At 44.8% G+C, this 20,435-nt stretch carries 10 protein-coding genes; 5 read left to right on the plus strand and 5 right to left on the minus strand.

What is annotated here, in order from left to right:
- The first annotated feature begins 85 nt into the window (after positions 1–85).
- The 5 genes from LC653_RS38285 to LC653_RS38305 all read left to right on the plus strand — a co-directional run bounded on the left by LC653_RS38285 (position 86) and on the right by LC653_RS38305 (position 4,289).
- Positions 86–235: a hypothetical protein gene (locus tag LC653_RS38285; protein ID WP_229500546.1), complete on the plus strand. Its 150-nt coding sequence runs from the start codon at positions 86–88 to the stop codon at positions 233–235.
- Positions 236–733: 498 nt separating this feature from the next.
- Positions 734–1,060, plus strand: a complete 327-nt coding sequence (locus tag LC653_RS38290; protein ID WP_229500548.1) for a helix-turn-helix domain-containing protein — start codon at positions 734–736, stop codon at positions 1,058–1,060.
- A gap of 185 nt (positions 1,061–1,245) precedes the next feature.
- Positions 1,246–2,844 carry a hypothetical protein gene (locus LC653_RS38295; RefSeq protein ID WP_229500550.1) on the plus strand — a complete coding sequence of 533 codons (1,599 nt, stop codon included), beginning with the start codon at positions 1,246–1,248 and terminating at the stop codon, positions 2,842–2,844.
- A 105-nt stretch (positions 2,845–2,949) separates the two neighbouring features.
- Entirely contained in the window at positions 2,950–3,720 is a 771-nt protein-coding gene (locus LC653_RS38300; protein WP_229500552.1) for a hypothetical protein, read from the plus strand.
- A 374-nt stretch (positions 3,721–4,094) separates the two neighbouring features.
- On the plus strand, positions 4,095–4,289 hold the full coding sequence (locus LC653_RS38305) for a hypothetical protein (RefSeq protein WP_229500554.1): 195 nt from the start codon (positions 4,095–4,097) through the stop codon (positions 4,287–4,289).
- 360 nt (positions 4,290–4,649) lie between these two features.
- On the opposite strand, the gene LC653_RS38310 is transcribed toward LC653_RS38305, so the two are convergent.
- From LC653_RS38310 to LC653_RS47640, 5 genes are read right to left on the minus strand one after another with little or no spacing between them, the layout of a single operon-like run.
- Positions 4,650–7,151: an alpha/beta fold hydrolase gene (locus tag LC653_RS38310; RefSeq protein ID WP_229500556.1), complete on the minus strand. Its 2,502-nt coding sequence runs from the start codon at positions 7,149–7,151 to the stop codon at positions 4,650–4,652.
- Positions 7,152–16,751: a non-ribosomal peptide synthetase/type I polyketide synthase gene (locus LC653_RS38315; protein WP_229500557.1), complete on the minus strand. Its 9,600-nt coding sequence runs from the start codon at positions 16,749–16,751 to the stop codon at positions 7,152–7,154. It abuts the gene before it with no gap.
- 40 nt (positions 16,752–16,791) lie between these two features.
- Positions 16,792–18,066 carry a cytochrome P450 gene (locus LC653_RS38320; RefSeq protein WP_229500559.1) on the minus strand — a complete coding sequence of 425 codons (1,275 nt, stop codon included), beginning with the start codon at positions 18,064–18,066 and terminating at the stop codon, positions 16,792–16,794.
- Between the two features lie 40 nt (positions 18,067–18,106).
- Positions 18,107–20,236: an AMP-binding protein gene (locus LC653_RS38325; protein ID WP_229500560.1), complete on the minus strand. Its 2,130-nt coding sequence runs from the start codon at positions 20,234–20,236 to the stop codon at positions 18,107–18,109.
- 40 nt (positions 20,237–20,276) lie between these two features.
- Positions 20,277–20,405: a hypothetical protein gene (locus LC653_RS47640; RefSeq protein ID WP_372478279.1), complete on the minus strand. Its 129-nt coding sequence runs from the start codon at positions 20,403–20,405 to the stop codon at positions 20,277–20,279.
- Positions 20,406–20,435: the final 30 nt, after the last annotated feature.

Consider the following 20,435-nt stretch of genomic DNA (forward strand, 5'->3'; position numbering starts at 1 on the left):
ATCTAACAAAGTAGCATCCAAGACTTGCTTGAGCCGTGTACTTGGAAACTTGTAAGCACGGTTCTTAGGGGGGAACGAGGCAGCAATGCCTCTGCCCTACCCGACAATAGGAATAAAGGCGATCGCAGAGTTTTGCAGACACACGCGATCGCCTTTGTTATGTGTGCAAACAACGTTGTGGTTTAGCACAACGCTCTCAAATAGATTTGGCGTAGCCATCAAAGCTAGTTGCTAAGAGCATTATCAAGACAGCAGACAACAGCATCAGGGGATGTGTAAGGAAGTGCTGTGTTCGGAAGAGGACACTCTATTAAATTCGACTTTGCTGTAAAAACTTTGATTTCTAGACAGTTAGGCAATAAATAACTAGTTTTTTAAGACTTGGTGGGTCATCGAGATCATCTTCGCTGGCTTGAGCATTACAAGTTTGGCTTCCGGCTGCTATTCCCGGTGGCACTTGGTTTTGTAGTTAGTTGAATGAGTGAATGTTTGGTAATTTGGCTTGCGAACCCTTGATTGCGTTCGGGTGCAGACGGTTCGTTTTTCTTACCCTCATGTAGATAATATTAGTACACCTATTGGTAGTAGTTAATGGGGTAGTAGTTACTTTTAGATAGAGATTTGTAATACTACTATTGGTTGCACATAAGCAACTCTAATACCAATAGATGTAAGTCCTATATATTTACATCCAATAGTAGTACCACTATAATCGGAGTATTATTTGGAGAGGATGATTGTGTTTATCGCATTAAAAAAATTGAGAGAGGCTGCGGGTCTTTCTCAGAATGACCTAGCTAGAAAGACTGGTTATAGTCCTCAGTTCATCCAAAAAATTGAACAAAATAAGGTTAAATCACTCACATTAGATGCAGCAGCAAGATTCTGTGAAGCCCTTAATTGTAAGCCTGGAGACTTGCTTGAGGAAGGTGAGCCACCCAAAAGATTAACGATAGAAAAAGGTGCCACTCTCAATTCTCAAGCAGAAACAGAGACTTTAGTGAATAGAAGGAAAATTCTGGGCGAAAGTGCAGAAGTTGATCTACTATTTGCAGCGTAAAAGCTAAAAGCGACCGCCCGCCGACCAAAGCAATGCGATCGCCTGCTCAATCCGTTGATCACAAAGTGAGCTTATTATAATGCTGACACATTTTTGGAAAAACCCTCCAAATCAGCTGCTCTTGTTCACTTTGGTTAAACTGCAACACCTCAATTTTTAAGCATTTACCATAGTGGGCAAGAAAAATGCTGACACTAGAACCCGAACAAACAACGACGCTGGACTACAGCAATCTCAACACCAGCATTCAGGAAACCTTCACCGCCATCGACCGATTCGAGTGCTTCGCGGTAGATGAAATCCTCCAGATGAGAGAACAGCAGCTTTATCTGCAAGCTGGCTATAAAAACTTTGAAGAATACTGCCAGCGTCAATTATACGCTTGGGGTGGATACCGACGAATCAACCAACTGCTAGGAGCCAAAAAGGTAATAGACGCAGTTGGCGAGTTGGGCGGACACATCAAAAATGAGCGTCAGGCTCGTCCACTACTACGCTTGGTCAAGGAACCAGAAAAACTTAAAGCTGCTGTATCCCTGGCTCTGAAAGATAACCCTTCTCCTGGTGAATCAGACTTTGCGGCTGCGGCAAATATTGTGGTTCCTCAACTTCCACGCAAAAAGCAATCCATTCAGGAACCAATGGTTCCCAAAATTCAGGAACCAGTGGTTCCTAAATCCGCTAAAGTCACAGTTTCACAACAGTCACACCCAAGGTATGGAGAAGAGGGAACCATTGAAGCAGACGCACCAAACCATTGGCAGCAGATTGTCACTTTTGCTGATGGCGAAAGGTTGTTGATCAACAATGCTGATTTAGATGCCGCTAGTGTCCCATTTTCCAGAGGGCGGAACTATCCACCAGAATATACGGAAGCGATCGCAGCACTCGAAGAACAGCATAAACAAGAACTAGAGAGACTTTCCCAGGAATTGAGGATTGGTTTGCAAACAGAGGCCACAGCCAAAGCAGAAGAACAAGTAATTGAGCAAATCCAATCTCTGCAAAACCTGTACAAGCAACAGAAAGAGCAAAACATCCGGTTACAGCAACGGCTGGATGAAATGGAGGGGTTGAGAAAGCTGGAGGCTGAGAATCAGCAGCTTAGGCAGCGTATTCAGGATTTGGAAAACGCCGTAGAGGAACGTCCTTCTCAACAGTGGGGAAATACCATGATGCAACAGGCGACTAAAGCTTTGAACAAGCAGGTGAAGCAGGCGTTAGAGAAAACTATTGACCTGCGATCGCTAGCTGTTGAACCACCCAAAGAAAATGCCCAAGAATGCTTACGACTCATGGGTATGGCGTTGAAAAATCTTGCCAGCGCTATGAACAATACCCAAGCACTCGAAGCTGCGGCGATAATTCTGGGGAGTGAACCAACGCCTATTGCGATCGCATATCGAGCCGAACAACTGGAAATGCTGCCCCAAGCGGTTAGTGATATTCGGCAGGTACTTGCAAAACCTGGGTGTAGTTGGCAGGACTATTGGAATGTTGCCCAAGAGTATGAGGTAATCAAACAAGACTATTGGGCGGAATTGACCAGTGAGGAGACAGAATTAATTACGGCTCTCCAGAAAGCATCTACCGAACCGCCAACTATTCAAGTTGGTTCTATTGTTGCCCATGCTGACCCATACCGGACTTTGTATGTCGAGAGGGGTGAGGTGGTAGAGGATTTAGGCGAGGAAGTGGTGGTTGCCTGGGATTGTTGGAAGGAGCAATCGAAAAAGACTGACAGATATTTCCGAAATGAATTGCGATTCTGGCAACCTCAATAGGTTTTCAGTGTGTCGGTGACTTTTTAGACAACCAAATACAAGTACCAAACCCTGCAATCGCTGTAGGGAAAATTCGGTGCGTCAACAAAAACAGGAGATTGTAGAATGACCGCAACTATTACAAGACCCAAACCCAAAAAGGCTGCTGCTACAAAAGCACAATCCCCGTACAAGCGACTCCATGTGATTATCCCGATTGAAGATATGTTGTGGGCTTCCCAGCAAAAGCCATCAGTTACGCAATTGTGGCAAGAATGCTGGACGGCTGACCCCTACGGTTCTCGGTGGATGCCTTTGACTTCTGCTTTGGGGTACAGTACTTTTATCTCTGCGAAGAAAATTCTATCTGAAAGTGGGTTGTTCATCTTCAAACCCGACAAGTCGATTCAAGATGGCCGAGAAACAGCTAGCTGGATGGTGAAGAATTCGCATGGCAGCCGAATGAAGGAATTTTGGGAGAAAGCCAATGCTGAAAAACGAGAATCAAATGCTGAGGATTCAGAGAAAGATGCTGGCTCTGAAGAAATGGGTGCTTTGTATAAAGCATCTATATCAGGTGAAAATCAGTCAGAGCAAGGGTTCTGCGAACCCTCACGAACTGCTCAGGAACACCTCACAAACTCATCATTTGAGTTTGTGAGGTGTAACTCTGACACGCTTACCGAAATTTCGCACTGTGAGGAGGCGGCGATCGCTCCCTTGGGGGTCGCGTCGCCTCAGTCTGTCGAGGGCGTGTCAGAGAAAGAGAAAGACTTGCCTGTGGCAATGGACTGCACGACGCTAACGCTTGTGGATGATGCACAGAGTCAACCTGCTTCGTTAGTGGCTGAAGACCAGAACCACATAAGAAAAAGAAAACTCCTGCTGGGTGGCTAAATAAAATTTAGCATTTAGCGTGGGAAGTGTTGATGTGGGGACGAGTAGCGCGATCGCTAATCTAAACACCAGGGCAAGTAAGCTAATCGTCATTTAAATTGCACCATTTTCATGGTAATAAAAGCTGCAAACCCTCTCCCTTGCTCCCTGCCCCCTGCCTCCCTGCGATCTCAATGTGCAAATTAAATGCTTAACAGCTTAGAACAGGCTCACTCTGCTAGGGCTATGAGTAGCATTCGCGCAGAAAACCGGGTTAAGAGATATTACATGAGTAATACAAGCATTTTTAGAAGCTTAAACCCTTATTTTATCGTTGAGTAATGACTCGATGATCAGCAGAGCGTCAATGACCTTCGTTATTGGGAAAATTCTTAGTGAATAAGGCTTTTAAGCTTAACCCGGTTTTCTGTTCTGATGATACTCATACCCCGGGTAATGCTCCGGCGAACCTCTCGATCCTGAGAGCGATCGCCATTAATATACTCCGTCGAAATGGTCATACTTCCATCACAATTGCTCAGAGATTTCTCTCTAATGATATTGACAAACTTCTTACCCTTGTGGAATGAAACAGCCCTGCTCAGAACCGGACGTGCGGTAGGGTAGGTAGCCAGCGAGTTACCAATCTTGGCACTTTCAGTAGACCGAAAACTTTTGAAAGTTGACGAAATCATCAGGGTTTGAGGCGATGCTTTTCCCCGTTACTTCACAAGCACAGGCGATCGCTCTATTTATCCATCTGGAACAGAGATGCTTGAAAGGTTGATTGGAAGCTGATTTCGGCAGATGGCGATCGCAACGTCAAATTAAGGACTGATAAGCCTTCTGGAAAACTTTTCGGTCTACTGAATATAGTCCTGCTAACCGATCACGTTCCCGCCAGTTATTGCGCGAGATCAAACCTGAAAAAGATTGTTGTTCAGTCTAACTCAATCATCTGCCTGTGCCTGTTTGATGCAAGCTTCCAATTGTTCAGCTAAAACCCGAACATGAGGCTCGCTCATCATTGTGAGATGGTTACCTGAAATAAAATGGACATCTACTGGTTCAGCAGAAAACTTGCCCCAACCCCAGGCTAAATCTTGTAGAATTTCAGGAGGCATCGCATGAACAAATTCTTCGTAAGCCTCACGGGTACGGAAGAGAGTAATTTTGCTAGGATAAACCTCCTGTGGCACATAATTAACTTGAGAGTTAGCTTTAAAAACTTGTACGATGCCACGCATTTGCGTTATCCCAACCTCGGAAAGCTGGTTGACCATTTTCATCCGCTTTAAGAGGTAGTTCAATTGCTCGTCTGGAGTGAGAGGTTGGAGGGCATCGTACGATATCTCCAAATTCTTTTCGTACATATTTTCCATGATTTTGGCAATCTCGATTAGCCATCTAGCATTATCCCAATCAACACCTATCTGCTTGATGCCAGGAACTGGCGCAGTCATGTCTAGAATGGCAACTAGAGCTACCTCGTGCCCTTGCTTTTGCAACTGCTGGGCTATCTCAAAGACCACTTTACCTCCAAAAGAATGACCTCCCAAAAGATACGGACCTTGAGGCTGAACAGTTTGTATTGCTTGAATGCAATCGGAAGCCATATCCTCGATTCGGGTGTGAGGTTGAGATTCTCCATCCACACCTAATGTTTGCAGTCCATAAAAGGGTCGGTCTGGATCGAGATGACGCGCCAAATCATAGAAATAGAAGACATTTCCACCACCTCCTGGCACGCAAAAGAAAGGTCGTTTTGAACCGTTTGGCTGAATTGCTACCAAGGGAGACCAAAAAGAGGAATCTGAATGCTTTCTCAGAATAGTCGCTAACTGTTCAACAGTTGAACTTTGGAAGAGTGTTGCTAGAGGAAGATTTTTCCCAAACTGCTGCTGAATTTGAGCTATTAGGCGGATAGCCACAAGGGAATGACCACCGAGAGCAAAAAAGTTATCCCGTACTCCGATACGGTGGACACCCAGAACATTTTCCCAGATTTTTGCCAATTGTAACTCCAAAGCATCACGCGGTGCCACAAAGGTCTCGTCCAACTCCTGTTGATTGTGTTTTTGAAGAAGTCTAACTTTGGGAATTTGATCAGATGGAATTTGGCTCAGAAGGGTTGCAATCTGTTGATCTGGAACAGCAACAACGCTTTCCAATAAAACTAAGAAATGCCTCAGAATCCAGGTAATGTAGAGGTTGTCCAAACGATGATTATCATAGACAATTTGGAATTCTAGCTTTGAATTTGGCATTACCAAAATGGTGATGGCATATCTGGTTTGTGCTCCTCTAGAAACAAGATTATCTACATCAATGCTATTGTCTGAAAATTGTAATATTGATGAATCGACCGGATAGTTCTCAAAAACCAGAATACTTTCGTAAAGAGGTAATGACCCAGGTACTTCACTCCATTGATGGACTTGCCCTGCGGAGCAGTATTCATAGGCTTGTTGCTCAATGCGTTGGCTGTGGATATTTTTGAGCCAAGTCCAAAGTAATGCATCGGGAAAAACCTTTATCCGCATTGGCAAGGTATTAATAAAAAGCCCTACCATCGATTCGACCCCTGCTAAGGAAGGCGGACGACCGGAAACCGTGGTTCCAAAAACCACTTCTTCCTCACCACAATAGCGGCTCAGGAGCAATGCCCAGATCCCTTGAACCAGATTGTTCAAAGTCAGGTGGCGTTGCCGTACCAGAGACTGTAGCGCTGCTGTAGCAGAGGTGCTTAAAAGGATTTTGTGTTTACCATAGCGCTCTTGTTGATCAAAAAAACTACTAGGTTCTGCTGTTATCCCTAGTGGGGTTGGTTTGGTAAAACCTTGAAGTTTTTGACGCCAAAATATCTCCGCCTCAGACAAATCTTGTTGTTTCAGCCAGGCTATATAATCCCGATAGGGACGCCTTGGTTCCAGTGACAAATTTTGACCTGTGCTTAACGCCTTGTAGAATGCAAAAACTTCTTTTAGGATAAGAGGCAGGCACCAGCCATCCATCAGAATGTGATGTATGGTCCAAAGGAAGTGATATGTGTTCTCGCTTATTTGGAAAAGTGCCAAACGCATTAGTGGTGTCTTGGTGAGATTGAAACCACTTCGACGATCTGCGCCCAGAGCAGCCTCTAGTTGGTCTTGCTGCTGCGAGGAGGAAAACCCGCGCCAATCTTGGTGCTTGAAGGAGACTTTCACCTGCTTTTGCACAAACTGAAGGGGCTCATCCTGGTTTTTCCAGACAAAGCCTGTTCTTAACAGCGAGTGCCGCTCCACAATACGCTGCCAAGCTTGCTCGAAGGCTGCAAGGTTTAAATCTCCGTGCAAGGTTACAATCAGCTGCTCAATATGTATCCCTGGCTCTTGAGCCGATAGAGTCTCAAAAAGTATGCCTTGTTGCGAAGGAGAAAGTGGGTAAATAGCTTCAATCTCTTTGTTGCTCATTTAATCCTCTATGCTATCTAAGTCTATTTCTACCAAAACCGCGTCAAGTGTTTCTTGGCTTAGTTTGATATCGGGGAAATCAGAGGACGTGTAACCACGTGCTTGACGAGACGAACAGTGAGCAATCAGCGTCTGCAATGCTTGCAAAAACTTCTGCGCTAGACTCTCAATTGTGCTGTGTTTATGCACATTGTCACTGTAAGTCCAATCCAGTCGTAACTGACCTTGTACTACCAAACCGTTAACATCCAACAGATGGTTGCGGTTGGCTTCGGGATTATGGCTGGTGGGTCCTAATGACTCAGTGGCAGGTTGGAATATTGAGGAAGTGTACAGAACTTGGTCGAATTGCCCCAAATAGTTGAAACTGACTTGAGCTTGTGGTAAAGCTTCTAATTTCGAGGCAATTTCCTTATTGCCTTTAAAATAACGCAACAAACCATAGCCAATGCCCCTGTTCGGAATTCGACGCAGTTGCTCTTTGATTAACTTGAGAGCATTGCCTGGGTTATTTGTTGCTTCTAGTTGTAGAAACACTGGGAAAATGGTGGTAAACCAACCCACAGTGCGTGATAAATCTACACCTTCAAATATTTCTTCGCGACCATGACCTTCTAAATTTAATAGTATACTACTCGAACCAGTCCATTGAGTTAACACCTGTACCAAGGCAGTGAGCAATACGTCATTGATTTGAGTGTTGTAAGCTTTTGGAACCTCTTGCAGTAAAGCAGTTGTTTCTTCAAAGTTGAGTGACACCGATACGGTACGTGCAGATATCTCTATGTTTGTACCTTCTGTGTAGTCTACTGGTATGGCAATAATCTGCTTGTCTGATTCTGGCAGCCAATAAGCTAGCTCTGAGCCTAGAGTTGATGATTGTGCATATTCGCTCAGGAGTTGCGCCCAATGTTTGAAAGAGGTTGTTTTTAGTGGAAGTTGTCTTGCTTCGCCACAACTCAGTTGCTGATAAACTGTTTGCAAGTCCTCTAGCAAAATCCGCCAAGAAACACCATCTACTGCCAAGTGGTGGATGACTATTAGTAGTCGATTGGATTGATGATGACCCAAGAAAAGCCAAGCAAACCGCACCAGTGGTCCCTGTTTCAGATTTAAGCTAGCCTGTAGAGAAGCAGCAGCAGCTTCAATGTGTGATTTTTGCTCTGGCTGTGGTACTGCCGATAAATCTACTGTGTTTAAAACAACGGTATCATCAACGCCAGTGTTAATCTGCTGCCAACCTGAATTTGTTCGTTCAAAGCGCAAGCGCAGTGCATCGTGATGTACTAATAAATGTTGCACAACTTGCTCTATTATACTCGGGTTAATATCTTGTTGCACTTCTAGCAGGCAAGCTTGATTCCAATGTGCCGGGTTGGGTAAATTTTGGTTGAAGAACCAGTGCTGGATGGGCGTGAGGGGCAATGGTCCTGTGACCAAACCTTGTTCCGCCTGCATGATTATTGTGGTTGTTCCTGCTACTGCTGCTAACTCAGCTATTGTTTGATGCTGAAACAGTTGTTTCGTTGTTAGTTGAAGCCCGGCAGTATTAGCTCTGGCAACAATTTGAATGCTGAGAATCGAATCCCCGCCTATTTCAAAGAAGTTATCATGTATGCCGACTTGCTCTACTTTTAGAACCGATGCCCAAATGTGCGCTAGCATTTCTTCGATTGGGGTGCGTGGGGCAACAAATTTGTCTGAAGAGCGATGTAACTGTGGTGCTGGGAGGGCACGGCGGTCTACTTTACCATTAGGAGTTAGAGGCAAGGCTTCCAGGATGACGAAAGCAGATGGCATCATATAGTCGGGCAACATTTCTTTGAGATAGCCCTTGAGAACTTGAGCTAAGTTGTCTACCTGTAATGGGTTGAGACGTCCTTGTTGGGAAACAACATAGGCCACTAGGCGCTTGTTGCCAGGATGGTCTTCCCGATCAATGACCACCGCCTCCTGCACATTAGGGTTCTGGGCCAACACCGCTTCAATTTCTCCTGGCTCGATGCGATAGCCGCGAATCTTCACCTGGTGGTCGATGCGTCCTAGGTATTCGATGTTGCCATCGGGCAAATAACGTGCTAAGTCTCCAGTTTTGTAGAGGCGCGAATGCCGATCAGTGCTAAAGGGATTGGGGATGAATTTCTCTTGTGTTAACTGTGGGTGGTTGAGGTAGCCTCGTGCTAAACCTGCACCACCAATGTGCAACTCTCCTGGTACGCCAATTGGTACTGGTTGCAGATTGCTGTCTAGGATGTAGATTTGCGTGTTGGCGATCGGGCGACCGATGGGAGCTTTCTTGTCCCCATCAGTGCATTTTGCAATAGTGGCACAGACAGTAGCTTCTGTTGGTCCGTAAGCGTTGAAAAAGTTTCTGCCAGCAGACCAGTGCCTTATTAATTCAGAAGAACAAGCTTCTCCTGCCACAATCATAGTCTGCAATGCCGGAAGTTTCTCTGCTGGCATAACTGCTAAGGCCGATGGTGGAAGCGTGATATGGGTAATGCCATGATTCCGTAACTGCTCAATTAATGGTTTCCCTGGCAGTAAAGAGTCTTTTGTTCCCAGGTAAAGTGTTGCCCCTGACCCAAAAGCCATCACGACTTCCCAGATAGAAGCATCAAAACTCAAGGAGGCAAACTGGAGAATACGACTGAAGTTTCGCAAGCCAAAAGTCTTAATTTGAGCTTGAGCTAAGTTGCATAGTCCGGTATGCTCAACCATGACGCCCTTGGGTCTACCTGTAGATCCTGACGTGTAAATTACATTAGCTATATGAAAAGCTCTGACTTCACTGACGGGATTATCTTGATTATTTTGGATAATTTGTGACCATACCTCATCTAAACAGACAAGGTTTGCTTGATACTGTGACAGTCTGTCAACAAGTTGCTGTTGAGTCAGCAGTACTGAAACTTGAGCATCTTCTAACATGAAGCTCAAACGTTCTTGGGGATAGTCAGGATCAAGTGGCACATAAGCCCCACCCGCCTTGAGAATTCCCAAAAGTCCTATCACCATCTCTAGTGAGCGTTCCAGACACAACCCGACCAGTACACCTGGTTTTACACCCAAAGAACCCAAGTAATGCGCCAATTGATTAGCTTTGGCATTCAACTGCTGGTAGGTCAGTTGTTGATTTTCAAACACAACTGCGATCGCATCTGGGGTAAGCTGAACTTGTTCCTCAAACAACTGATGGATACACTTATTGAAGGGATACTCTTTTATGGTGTTGTTCCACTCCACCAGTAGCTTATGCCGTTCTGCTTCTGTCAGCAAGGGCAATTCTGCAATACACTGCTGAGGATTTGCCACAACCCCTTCCAGCAATGTCTGGAAATGCCCCAGCCAGCGCTCAATTGTGGAAGCATCACACAAGTCCGTATTGTAATCGCAATCCAACACTAGCTTCCTGTCTACCTCCATGACATTTAAGCTGATATCGAATGGCGTACAATTAATAGGTTTAGGAAACAAGTCTGTCGCCAGTTCAAACATCTTCGGCACCGCTACTGGTCTATCCCAGTTAAAGATTATAGTGACAAGAGGAGACCGACTTGCATCTCTCGCTACATTCAGCTTGTCGATCAAGCGGGCGAAGGGATAATCTTGATGTTCGTATATCTCTAACAATCGATTCTTGAGTGTTTTTAAATACTCCAAGAATGACTCAGATCCAACAATGCAACTTCGTACAGGCAATATGTGGGCACAATAGCCTACCAGTTTCTCACTGCCCTCAAGCGATCGCCCCGCAGTTGGCATCCCGACAATGATGTGGTTTTGCCCTGTTAATCTGTGAAGCAATGTTGTATAGACTGACAAGAGTGTCATCAATAGGGTGCAGCCATTCTCTGTACTGAACCGTTTGACTTCGCGCGTCAGGTTGGCATCGAGTCGCCGCGTTTGTCTGCTACCCTTATAAGTCTTGAGTCGTGGGCGAGGACGGTCAGTCGGTAGGTCTAAAACCGGAATTGATTCAGCAAATTGTTCCAGCCAGTAAGATTCATGGGCTGCCATTGTGTCAGTCTGGCTTTGCTTTTCCTGCCACTCGATGTAGTTCTCAAATTGCATAGGTGGCTCTAGTCGGCAAACGACACCCTGACACTCTGCGGAATATAACGCACCTAACTCTTGCAGGATTACGCCCACTGACCAGCCATCTGCAACAATGTGATGAATTGTCAAAACCAATAAATGTAATTTTTCTTCTAGCTTGAGGATCGAGAAGCGGAACAGAGGTCCGTTGCTGAGGTCGAAAGATTCTTGGCTTTCTTTTTTCAACCAATCAGCCACTTTTAACTCACGTTCGTGTAGGCGTAGCCCGCCGCAGGCATCGCTCGCATTTGAAAAGTCAACCAAAGCAACGTCTGCCGTCAGGGATGGTAATATTTCCTGAAAATCGTTCTGGCTGCTGATAATTGTCCGGAGTGCTTCGTGGCGGTTCACAACTGTCTGCACGGCTTTACGCATTGCCGCTAGCTGAAATGAACCCTTTAATTCGAGATTAATGGAAACATTGTATGCCAGCGAACCATCTTCGCTTATCTGTGCCAAAATGCCCAGCTGTTTTTGGGCTTCATTCAGGGAGACTTTGCGTGCTGACTCGGCTACAATTACAGCCTGTTGGGATAAAAATGCGGATGGCGTAAAGTTTTTATCGGAAAAAGCTGGTGTCAAATCGCTTGATGTTTCATTAGTGTTCTTATCAGTTTTGAGCAACTTGCTTGAACCTGACGGTAAAAAACCACCTTCTTGCAGTTCCTTGATACTATCCTTAACAGCTTGGATAAGATAATTAATATCCGCATCGGTATGTGCAGTAGAAAGAAAACAGCTACGCCCTTCCCAGATATAAACACCTTTGTCAATTAAATGATAAAAAAATAAATCTAAATTTCCTGAGAAAGCAAAACGAAACAGTGAACCAAAATGCACAACGCGGATGGGTACATCTTCTTGTTCAAAGTAAGAGTTAAGCATTTGAACTAAGTGCGATGTGCGCTGATTTAACTGCTGCTGAAGTTCAGGGCCTTGTTTCTTGAGATGCTGAAGCACTGCCAACGCGGCAACCATGCCTGTGTGATTTTTATTGAAAGTTCCTGCAAAAAATATCTTTTCTGCTTGTGGATACGAAGCATCTCCATAGTTCCACAAACCACCATCAATTCCATTCATGTAAGCGGCTTTCCCAGCTACCACTCCTATTGGAGTCCCACCGCCGATAATTTTTCCATAGGTGACGATATCTGCTTCAACGCCAAACCATGTTTGTGCCCCACCTGAATGTATACGAAAACCCGTGAGGATTTCATCGAAAATCAGTGCTGTTCCTGATGCTTGTGTCAATTGCCTCAATTGCCGTAAGAACTCTTTGGGCTGCAAATCAGGACGGCGACTTTGCACAGGCTCAACCAATACAGCAGCTAATTCCTGAGCATGGACTTGCAAAATCTCAATAGATTTTGGATTTCCATAATCTAGTACTAAAACATTTTCAACGAAGTTCTGAGATACTCCTGAAGCAGAGGGTACAGCTTTAATCTCACCCTCTGCTGCTGTGGCTAAGATTCCATCAAATTGACCGTGATAGGAACCAGCAAATAAAGCAATTTTAGTACGACCTGTCGCCGAGCGTGCTAGACGTAGCGCTGTCATCACTGCTTCTGTACCTGAATTACAGAAAGTAACTCGCTCTATACCCGTCAGCTCGCAGATTAATTGGGCGACCTCTCCTGCTAACTTAGACTGTGGGCCAATTTTTAGACCTTGTTGATAGTGCTTTTCAACAGCTTCAGTAATGAACTGTGGATCGTGACCAAAAAGAAGCACCCCAAATCCCATAGTGATATCTACATACTCATTACCGTCCACATCCCAAAATCTGGAACCTTGCGCTCGCTCTCCAGCAATGGGATAGAGCATCTCCTTAATGGAGAGACGGAACCCAGGTGTAGCTCTGCTGTCGGCTAGTACCGGACGATAAGCTTGTGCAAGTTGTCTTGATTTTTGATGACGCTGATTATAGCGATCGCTCAGCACTTCTAAATGGTGCTGTTGTTGCAGGCTTAGTTTTTTTTGAATATCTGCACCTGGAAAAGAAGAAAGAGGTGAAAATGGCTGATGGGAAGGTTGCCTTAGCTCCGACTTGGCTGGAGTGGAAGAAGGTGTTGCTTGAGAGATTTGATTTTGATTATGTTGCTCTTTCTGGGGCGAATTAACAGCAGGCGTTATGGTTTGAGTGCATTGAAGTTGTCCATTCCGGTATAATAAGCTTTTTGAAGACGAACCATTGCCGCGCAAAACCTCTAATTGCTGAGACATTAACTCAGATATGATTTGGGACTGCTGAGACATAACTTGGAGCTGGTGTGTCATAATTCGTTCCAAGGTAGTCTCAGCCGATACTGTTCCTCTGTGTTCACAATCTTGTGTATTGTGAAGACTCAATTCAGGGGTTGATTGAGTGGAGATTGGTTGCTCTAGCTGCTGTGATTGTACTTTAGGATTAGATTGGCGCGAATCTGGATCAACCCATTGTTGGGATAAATTTTGGTCTATATACGTAGCTAACGTATTAATAGTCTTTAACTCTTCAAATAACTGACGAATTACTGTTTTTATGCCATAGGTGTTTTCAATTCGGCGCACGGCCTCAACTAAAATAATCGAATCCGCACCCATTTCCAGAAAAGAAGAATCAATGTTTACCTCTGCCGGAGAGACTTCAACCAAATTCCCAACTATGGCCTGCAATGTGGCTAAAATTTCGTCTCGTCTGTTGGTTGTAACAGAAGCATCCATCTTTGCGTCGAGTTTGTTTTCATTCACAGCCGAGTCTCCATTCATAGTCGAGTCTACTTGTTGCAACCAATAGCTGGGATTAACAGCGTGTTGTATTTGTGATTGTTTATTTTGTATTGAGGGTTTTTGAGCCATTTTAATCCAATAGTGCTGCCGCTGAAACGGATACGTCGGCAGTGCCACCTTTCGTCGCTCATAGTCTTGGTCAAAGCCTGACCAATCCACTTGCACTCCTTCCACATAAAGTTGAGCTAAACTTTGCAGTATTTGCTGCCAATCTTCCTGCCCCGGACGCAAAGTTGGCAGCCATCGACCTACTTCTTCAGGTAAGCACTTATGTCCCATTCCGAGCAAAATCGGCTTGGGTCCACATTCCACAAAAACTTCATAACCTGCACGATACAGCGCCTCCATGCCAGCTGCAAACCGCACGGAGCAGCGGACGTGCCGACACCAATATTCAGGAGTAGCCACCTGAGCCTCCGCTAGTTTACCTGTGATATTGGAAATTAGGTCGATTTTCGGGGGAGAATAAGTTACCTCACTTGCTACTCGCGCAAACTCCTCCAGCATTGGCTCTATTAAGGGGGAATGAAACGCATGAGACACCTGCAAAGGTGTAGTCTTGATTCCCATTGCTTCAAGCTGTGCAACTACCAAGTGGATTGTCTCGCGCTTTCCAGATATGACCACACTTTCAGGGCCGTTAAGAGCGGCGATCGCCACTTCTTGTAAATAGGGTTGAATGACTGGGGCTATCTGACGTTCGGAGGCTAAGGCGGCGACCATTTCCCCATCTTGCGGCAAAGCTTGCATCAGTCGTCCCCGTGCAGCAATCAGCTTCAGTCCATCTTCCAGGCTGAAGACTCCCCCCACACAAGCAGCAACATATTCTCCTAAACTATGACCCATCACAGCGGTGGGTACGACACCCCAAGCTTTCCATAACTGAGAGAGTGCATATTCAATAGCAAATAAAGCAGGTTGGGTGTAAGCGGTCTGGTCTAATGGCGAAGTCTCTCCCGCTTGGGCGTAAAGAACGGTTAGCAGTGACTTACCCAGATAGGAACGTACAATTTCATCACAACGGTCTAAGGTTTGCCGAAAGATGGGCGCAGTTTCGTAGAGTTGGCGTCCCATGCCAATATATTGCGAACCTTGTCCAGTAAATAAAAATGCGACTTTTGGACGCTTCTTGCTTTTTACTTGACCACTGACAACTGTGTTAGTTTCTTGATTAGCAGTAAAAGCAGATAGTTCTTTTTGCAACTGTACCTTAGATTCAGCCACGACAGCACAGCGGTAGTCAAAATGCGTGCGCCCTGTATTGGCAGTAAAACAAACATCTGCTAGCGACACCTCAGAATGTTTCAAAAGAAACTCCTGATAACTTTGCACCATCTCTAAGAGTGCTTTCTCACTTTTAGCTGACAAGGTTAGAAGATGCACAGGACGTTCAATTGCTTCTTTCTTTTGGCTTTTGACCCCTTCGCTTCGCTCAAGGGCATGCTTTTGAATTTCTAGAGGTGCTTCTGCCAAAACCACATGAGCATTTGTACCGCCAAAACCGAAGGAACTTACCCCAGCTAATGCCAAATCATGTCCTTGCGGCCAAGGCTCCAAGGTTTGCTGAACCCTCACTGGCAATTTATCAAAGGGAATATAGGGATTTGGCTGTTGAAAATGCAGGTTTGGTGGAATTTGTCGATGTTTGAGAGACAATGCCACTTTAATCAACCCGGCAATTCCCGCTGCTGCTTCTAAATGTCCTATATTGGTCTTGACCGAACCCACCTTACAATAGCTTCCTTGAGGGCGTCTTTCTGCTAGCACCTTTCCTAAAGCCTTCATCTCTATAGGATCGCCCAGCATTGTGCCAGTACCATGTGCTTCAACATACTGAATTTGTCCAGGGGAAACACTTGCCTTAAAGTAGGCTTCTCGCAGCACTGCCTCTTGTGCTTTGAGATTGGGAGCTGTCAATCCATTGCTACGCCCGTCTTGGTTAACTGCACTCCCCTGGATAACTGCATAAATGCGATCGCCGTCAGCCTGAGCTTGCGATAGGGGCTTCAAAATGACTACACCTGCCCCTTCGGCACGAACGTAGCCATCTGCTCGGGCATCAAAGGTTTTGCAACGACCGTCGGGAGCCATGAACCCTGCTTTGGCAAAGTTAACTGTGGCTTTTGGCGATAACATGACATTTACTCCTCCAGCCACGGCAAGGGTAGACTCTTGGTTCCATAAGCTAAGACAAGCATAGTGAACCGCAACGAGTGAAGAGGAGCAAGCCGTATCAAATGCTACGCTTGGCCCTGTGAAATTAAATACATACGAAATCCGGTTAGCTGAAATGCAATGAGAAGTCCCAGTGGTCATATAGATGTCTTCACCGGAATTGCCCCATGTCAATACAGAAAAATCTTGGGTTGATATTCCAATAAAGACACCTGTTTGCGTACCTGCTAAATGCTTTGGTATTTGCCCAGCATCTTCTAATGCTTCCCAGGTAACCTCTAGCAACAGCCTCTGTTGGGGGTCCATACTGGCGGCTTCCCGTGAAGAAATACCAAAAAATTTGGGGTCAAACAGATCCACCTGCTCTAGAAAACCGCCCCAACGAGTATTTATTTTATCTAATTTTTCTGAGTCTGGATCTAACTCCCACCGAGAAGGAGGGATTTCTGAAATAGCATCCACCCCGTCGCATAGTAAATCCCAAAAAGCTTTTGGAGTGCTAGCTTTAGGAAAACGACATCCTATTCCAACAATTGCAACAGGTTTCTTATCCATACTGTCTCTAATCTAATTTGAATATACAGTTTAATCTTTCTCAATGTTTGAAACTTACTGGGAGAGCTTTCAAACCACGTACAGTTACGTTTTTTTGCCACTCCAGCTTGTCTGTGTTCAGCTTAAGGTCAGATAACTGCTGAACTAGAGTGCCAATTGCAATTTGACCTTGAGCACGGGCCAGTGCAGACCCCAAACAAGCATGGATGCTATCGCCAAAAGCAAGGTGGTTATTGTCACTACGAGTTAATTCCAGGAGATCCGGGTCGGGGAATTGAGAAGGATCTCGATTGACAGCTCCAAGACTAACTACAATCCTTTCGCCTGCACGAATCATTTTGTTGCCAATTAAGACATCTTCTGTTGCTATTCGCGCTATTAACTGTACTGGACTATCAAACCTTAGCAGTTCTTCAATCGCGCTTTGAATAATTCCCGGATTGTGTTTTAGCTTCTCCATCTGATTGGGATGATGCAACAAAGCTAGCATTCCATTACCAATTAGATTAACTGTGGTCTCTTCACCAGCACTAAATAACGCTGTACAGAAAGACAAAATTTCATCCTCTGCTTGTTTAGTAAGTTGACCTTGCTCAGTTCTAGCTAGTATTAAAGTACTGAGTAAATCTTCTTGTGGCTGCTTGAGTCGCTCAATGATTACCTCACGCAAGTATTCAGTAAACTCAAGAGCTGCCTGATTCAGTCGCTCATAATCTTCCAATGACATCAATGGCTCAAATACGAGGAATAATTGATCCGCCCAGTACTTCAGTTGTTTATGTCTTTGAGTATGCAAACCCAAAATTTTGGACATGACAATCACAGGCAGGGGCGAAGCAAAATCCGATATGATATCCATCTTCCCCGTATTCTGCACCTTGCCAATCAACTCTTCTACAACCTGTTGAATCTGAGGGCGCATACGCTCGATTGTTTTAAGGAAGAAAGCTTTGTTTACCATCCCGCGTAGTCGGGTATGGTCAGGCGGATTGACGAATAACAACCACTTTCTGACGGTTTGTGTCAGGATATTAAAATCCTTCCCTTTGTGCTGGACGTAAATATTTTTCTCCTGTATTCGCTCTGGTGTTCTATCAGTGGCAAAGCGGCTATCCTTTAGCACGAATTTCACATCAGCATAGCGAGTAAGCATCCACTCACCAGCGAAATTGCGGTGTACGGGGTCTTCTGAGCGAAGGCGATGGTAAGTTGGATAAGGATTAGCGTGAAACTTTTTATCAAGAGGATTGAATTTAAATGCTTTTACTGACCTTAGTTTTTGGGTATTCTCAGTATTAATAGTGTTTTTGTTCATAATTATTGGTATTGTTGCTTGCCTGTATTCATGCGTTTCCTTAAACACTAACTGGAGAGGTTATTGATTGCAATAACAGACATTGGGCTGCTAAGTGCTGTGCAAGCGCTTCGATGTTAGGGTACTCCCAGAAAAGAGTAGGCTCAAGTTCACAACCAATCCATTCTGCTAATTCATTAGTCATGCTAACCGATACTGCTGAATCTAAACCGTATGCAGCAAAAGGCTCCTGAATATCTATCTCATCCGGGGACACTCGCAGGGACAGGGCGAGATGAGAAACCAGCCAAGTAGTGATCGCTTCTTCTGTAAAATCTGGCTTGAGCGATTCCCCATCAGTTTTAGATGAGTCTGAATTTCCTACTTTCTCCCAAAGGGCTTCTACTTCTTGTTGGACTTGTACTAAGTCTATTTGTTGAAAACTTGCTGTCCAATCTCCGACGACATCCAAACTTCCATTCAAAAAACCATCCCGACAAGCATGGCGCTGAATCTTACCACTGGATGTTTTCGGGATAGTGGCTGTCTTGAGTAGCACAACAGCATAGACTTGTAGCTGGTGCTGCTCGGACACTGCTTGGCAAACGGCTCTAACTACCTCATCTATTTCTAGTTGACGTAAGTAACTCCGCTCTACCTCTTGAACAATGACTAACTGTTCAACACCTTTTATCTCCACAGAAAATGCTGCTCCGCAATTCGGTCGCAATGCTGGATGGCTCTTCTGAACTGTCAATTCAATATCCTGAGGATAATGATTTTTACCCCGGATGATAATCATGTCTTTGATGCGACCTGTAACAAATAACTCGCCATCAAGTAAAAATCCAAAATCTCCCGTACGGAGAAACGGTCCTTCTCCTGTGTCTTGCAGTTGTGCATTAAAAGTCTGTTGAGTTTCTTGAGGTTTTTTCCAGTAGCCACCAGCCACACTCGATCCACAAACCCAAATTTCTCCTATTTGTCCCTCTGGACACTTGGTTAATGACTCAGGGTTAGCAATGACAATTTTTTGGTCTAAGCAGCTCCTACCCACACTGACAATTGCCCTGGTATCCTCTTGGTCTGCTGTAGCAGTCTCTACCAAGTTTTGATTAAAAGCGTGATCTTTAAGGGAGCGAATAACTGGTGGATCTGTTTTCAAACCCCCAGACACAATTAAGGTTGTTTCAGCCATTCCGTAGCAGGGGTAAAAAGTACTTCTTTTAAAGCCACAATCTTTAAAGGTGGCTGAAAACCGCTCAATAGTTTCCGCACGCACAGGTTCCGAACCACTGAAAGCGACTTCCCAACTACTCAAATCAAGCTGGGAGCGCTGTGAGGGGGTAATCTTGTCAATACACAGGTCATAAGCAAAATTGGGACCACCGCTGGTAGTTGCTTTATAGCGGGAAATTGCCATTAGCCACCGCAAAGGTTTCTGGAGAAATGTTGTGGGTGACAGGAGAAAGCTTGGTATTCCTAAATATAAAGGTTGTAGTACATTCCCAATCAGTCCCATGTCATGAAATAAGGGTAACCAGCCTACAACTATACTTTTTTCTGTATGCTGGAATGCCATCTTGATCATTTCCTCGTTGTGCAGCAAATTACCATGACTTACCATCACCCCTTTCGGTGTTCCTGTACTACCCGAGGTGTACTGGAGAAATGCCAAAGTGTCGCTACTTATTTTTAAAGGCTCCCAAGAAAGTGCAAAGTTGTTGGTAATATTTTCAGTAGCTATGTAATGCAAAGCTGCTAGTTCTGGTTCTTGTTTTAAACTGTGTTCAATATTGGTAAGAACAGATGTTGTTGTAAGGGCGAAACTAGCTTGAGCATCTTTCACAATCGCTTGCAGTCTTGTCATGCGCTGATTGCGGCGCGGTGGATACGCAGGAACAGCAATAACACTTGCGTACAGACACCCGAAAAAAGCGACAATGAATTCTAATCCAGGTGGGTATAAAAGCAGCGCTCTTTCTCCAGTAGCTTTCATGCTCTGTAAGAAAGCAGCAAGCGATCGCGCTTTTTGGTCTAATGCTTGATAAGTTAAGCTAACTTCTTGGGTTTCTCCATCTACCAAAAAGGTATATGCTACCTGGCTTGGTTGCTGTAGCGCTCTTTTGCGTAACAGGTCAACCAAAGTCACTTCACTAAGAGTCGATAGTGAAAATAAATTGTTGTTCATGAGCTCCCTGTTCCGAATGTACAGTCATTGATTTGTTAAATCACATAAATGACAACATTTGAGCCAAATCTGTAATTTTGTGAAAAATACCCTGTTCTGTGATCAGTCCAGTTACTAGATGAGCAGGCGTAACATCAAAGCCATAGTTGGCAGATTGAACCTGTGGCACAGTAATACAAACCTTTTCTAATTTGCCTTG

The sequence above is a fragment of the Nostoc mirabile CHAB5784 genome, assembly GCF_020829645.1.
Classification (GTDB): Bacteria; Cyanobacteriota; Cyanobacteriia; order Cyanobacteriales; family Nostocaceae; genus Nostoc; species Nostoc mirabile.

What these genes read in the sequence shown, in the direction of transcription:
- LC653_RS38285 (WP_229500546.1), top strand. Translation starts at nt 86, where the DNA reads ATGCCTCTGCCCTACCCGACAATAGGAATAAAGGCGATCGCAGAGTTT.
- LC653_RS38290 (WP_229500548.1), top strand. Translation starts at nt 734, where the DNA reads ATGATTGTGTTTATCGCATTAAAAAAATTGAGAGAGGCTGCGGGTCTT.
- LC653_RS38295 (WP_229500550.1), top strand. Translation starts at nt 1,246, where the DNA reads ATGCTGACACTAGAACCCGAACAAACAACGACGCTGGACTACAGCAAT.
- LC653_RS38300 (WP_229500552.1), top strand. Translation starts at nt 2,950, where the DNA reads ATGACCGCAACTATTACAAGACCCAAACCCAAAAAGGCTGCTGCTACA.
- LC653_RS38310 (WP_229500556.1), bottom strand. Translation starts at nt 7,151, where the DNA reads ATGAGCAACAAAGAGATTGAAGCTATTTACCCACTTTCTCCTTCGCAA.
- LC653_RS38315 (WP_229500557.1), bottom strand. Translation starts at nt 16,751, where the DNA reads ATGGATAAGAAACCTGTTGCAATTGTTGGAATAGGATGTCGTTTTCCT.
- LC653_RS38320 (WP_229500559.1), bottom strand. Translation starts at nt 18,066, where the DNA reads ATGAACAAAAACACTATTAATACTGAGAATACCCAAAAACTAAGGTCA.
- LC653_RS38325 (WP_229500560.1), bottom strand. Translation starts at nt 20,236, where the DNA reads ATGAACAACAATTTATTTTCACTATCGACTCTTAGTGAAGTGACTTTG.